The following is a 2,645-nucleotide window of genomic DNA, read 5'->3' on the forward strand; positions in this document are numbered from 1 at the left end:
CGCGATAGCGGAAGCTCCCCTGACCATCGACGCAGGCGGCGATGTCCTGCTGACGGATGACGCCGCGGTAGGGATAGCGCCCGAGATAGAAGAGTGCCGACCGCTTTGCAATCGAGGCGGACTCCTCCGCGTAGCGGCTTCGCCCAACCAAACGTTAGATGCATTGGCCCACAGTGCGTCGCGCCCACTTGCCCTTATGAATACCGTGTAATACATTGCATTCATCCGTATGGAGGGCACCTCGATGACCGTCACAACCGTCCGACTTCAACCCGAGCTTGAAGAAAATCTTGGAGCCATGGCTAAGAAGCTGCATAGAAGCAAAAGCTGGCTTATTAATCAAGCACTTAGAGAGTTCTTTGAGCGTCAGGAGCTAGAGCAGACTCGCTGGCAAGAAACACTGCAAGCTATGGAGTCAGTGGCACAAGGCCGGGTCATCTCCGGCGAAGCAGTAAGTGCTTGGCTTCAAAGCTGGGGCACCGACAATGAGCTATCGCCACCGAAGACTGGTCAGTGAGATTGGTCTACTCAGAAAACGCCGTTGCAGACCTCGTTCGCCTGCGCGAATTCATAGCAGAGAAAGACCCTCTTGCTGCTGCACGCGTGGCAGCAGAACTCATTTCCCGCATCGAGAATCTTTGCCTATTTCCAGAAATGGGTCGTACTGTTGAGATTGCTCCACCCCCCAAGATCATTCGCGACGCAGTTTTCGGAAAATATATAATTCGGTACTCAGCTCATACAGAAACTGTCGTAATCCTTCGCATTTGGCATCACAACGAAGACCGAGCGCAAAGCATCTAACGAATAAGGATAGGTCGCGCGAAGCCGCGACCTGATCCGTTTGTTGGGCAAGCCGGTCCCTGGTGGCCGGGCGCCCCATAGAAAATATCTCTTCCGAAAATAGGCCGGGGCAGTTGCCCGACATGGCGTCGGTGCTCGTGGAGAACGCCGCAGGCGGGTTATCGTTGCGGTTTTCGCCTGTTCATGGCGGCGCCGGCCCGGCAAGGCTCCAGGTCAAGGCGCAAGAGTCCTCGGCTTGCGGGCACCGATTTCCCATGACTCACCGCAGGAGGCTTTTGCTCACATGGCCGGTACATCGGTTGTGCTGGCGGCGGTGCGGCGCGTGGGAATCCGTGTCCTGATGACCGCCATGGCCGCGTTGCAGCACGGGCAGCGCATCGACGGCCGTTGCCGCTGGGGGCGCCGCTGGGGGCGCGGCGCGCTTCAGCAGCACGCGCAGCAAGGCGATCAACTGCCTTCGGTTCGGATGCACGAAGCCGTAGTTCCTGGCCCGGCGAAAGCCTTTCGACAGCACATGCTGCAACACCAGCCACAGGAACTGCGCGCCGGGAACCGTGCGGCGCTCGAGCTTGCCGGTCTTCGCGGCGCGATAGCGGAAGCTCACCTGACCATCGACGCAGGCGGCGATGTCCTGCTCACGGATGACGCCGCGGTAGGGATAGCGCCCGAGATAGACGAGTGCCTTCTCACCGCTGCCGACCGCTTTGCAATCGAGGCGGGCTCCTCCGCGTAGCGGCTTCGTCCAACAAGTCGCTGAAATCGCTCACTTCGTTCGCTGGGACGGCGTTCCGCCACCCCTTAGCTTAATCGTTAGGTGCCGTCAGTAATGGTATCGCAACTGAGCAATGAACAAAGAGCCATCGACCACTTTGTAGACGATTCGATGCTCATCATTGATGCGCCGCGACCAATAGCCAGACAACGCATGTTTTAGTGGCTCTGGCTTCCCAGTTCCTGTATGCGGCGTCTTAGCAATCTCCTTGATCAAGCCGTTGATACGCTGCACCAGTTTCTTGTCGATCTTTTGCCAATACAAATAGTCTTCCCACGCTTGCTCGGAGAAGACTAGCTTCACTTGGCCAAGCTCCGCACCTTGCCCTTCCCAGACTCAAGGGCCGCAATGCTCTCAAGCAGGCGCTGTGCGTTCTTAGGGCTGCGCAGCAGGTAGGAGGTTTCCTCCAATGCCTTAAAATCATCGAGCGCCATCATCACAACGGCCTGCTGGCCATTGCGGGTAATGATGATAGGCTCGTGGTCGTCGCAAACACGGTCCATGGTGTCGGCCAGCTTGGCTCGTGCATAACTGTAGGTAATTGCGTCCATAAGCGTCTCCTATTGTACGTGTATTTGTACAATAGGTGTTGGTCTGTGTCAAGGGCCTAACAGTGCTCCAGCCGACGGCCCCTATGCGCCTTCGCCGCTCCCGGGCCGCCACTGAGCTTGGGCGTTAGGCGCTAGCGGGTCATGTGGTTGGGCTGCACCGCTGCGATCTGACGCTTCGTCGGCTGTCAGCCATGTTCGCTGCAACTTCACCGGTGCCGGCTGCGGCTACATCCGTTGTGGCGTGGTCAGCGCATTTTTTTGCGTCGGACGGTTTCGTGGCGCGCCTCACGTCGCACCGGATCGTTCGCCAGAGTTGTCTGGTTCCTGCTGCGCTCCAAGCGCTCGCTCGCGTGCGCCAGGCGCCCGGCTGTCGCCGGCTTCGGCGGCCTTCGGTTCGGATGCAGGAAGCCGTAGTTCCTGACCCGGCGAAAGCCTTTCGGCAGCACATGCTGCAACACCAGCCACAGCAACTACGCGCCGGGAAACCGTGCGGCGCTCGAGCTTGCCGGTCTTCGCGT

General features: G+C 58.9%; 4 protein-coding genes and 2 pseudogenes. 2 read left to right on the forward strand and 4 right to left on the reverse strand.

All coding sequences use genetic code 11. The annotated features are described in order from the left end of the window. Nucleotides 1-244: 244 nt before the first annotated feature. Together NA637_RS24530 and NA637_RS24535 are read left to right on the forward strand one after the other, a co-directional pair. The gene (locus NA637_RS24530) at nt 245-517 is read left to right on the forward strand and encodes a CopG family ribbon-helix-helix protein (RefSeq protein WP_256075135.1); all 273 of its coding nucleotides are present in this window, start codon (nt 245-247) and stop codon (nt 515-517) included. After that, nucleotides 514-804, forward strand: a complete 291-nt coding sequence (locus NA637_RS24535) for a type II toxin-antitoxin system RelE/ParE family toxin (protein WP_256075136.1) — start codon at nt 514-516, stop codon at nt 802-804. The genes NA637_RS24530 and NA637_RS24535 overlap by 4 nt, the downstream gene beginning before the upstream one ends. Nucleotides 805-1,083: 279 nt before the next feature. Here NA637_RS24535 and NA637_RS24540 read toward each other — a convergent pair. The 4 genes and pseudogenes from NA637_RS24540 to NA637_RS25795 form a co-directional block, all read right to left on the reverse strand. After that, nucleotides 1,084-1,519 (reverse strand): annotated as a pseudogene (locus NA637_RS24540) (transposase); the annotation flags it as partial. A gap of 105 nt (nt 1,520-1,624) precedes the next feature. Next, nucleotides 1,625-1,879 carry a Txe/YoeB family addiction module toxin gene (locus NA637_RS24545; protein WP_256075137.1) on the reverse strand — a complete coding sequence of 85 codons (255 nt, stop codon included), beginning with the start codon at nt 1,877-1,879 and terminating at the stop codon, nt 1,625-1,627. Beyond that, on the reverse strand, nt 1,876-2,127 hold the full coding sequence (locus NA637_RS24550) for a type II toxin-antitoxin system Phd/YefM family antitoxin (protein ID WP_256075138.1): 252 nt from the start codon (nt 2,125-2,127) through the stop codon (nt 1,876-1,878). The genes NA637_RS24545 and NA637_RS24550 overlap by 4 nt, the downstream gene beginning before the upstream one ends. Nucleotides 2,128-2,519: 392 nt before the next feature. Beyond that, nucleotides 2,520-2,645 (reverse strand): annotated as a pseudogene (locus tag NA637_RS25795) (transposase); the annotation flags it as partial.

Origin of the sequence: Stutzerimonas stutzeri (assembly GCF_024448935.1) — a bacterium.
In the GTDB taxonomy this organism is placed as follows: domain Bacteria; phylum Pseudomonadota; class Gammaproteobacteria; order Pseudomonadales; family Pseudomonadaceae; genus Stutzerimonas; species Stutzerimonas stutzeri_AO.

Excerpts from the sequence above, each read along its gene's own strand:
- NA637_RS24530 (WP_256075135.1), top strand. The coding sequence starts at position 245 with ATGACCGTCACAACCGTCCGACTTCAACCCGAGCTTGAAGAAAATCTT.
- NA637_RS24550 (WP_256075138.1), bottom strand. The coding sequence starts at position 2,127 with ATGGACGCAATTACCTACAGTTATGCACGAGCCAAGCTGGCCGACACC.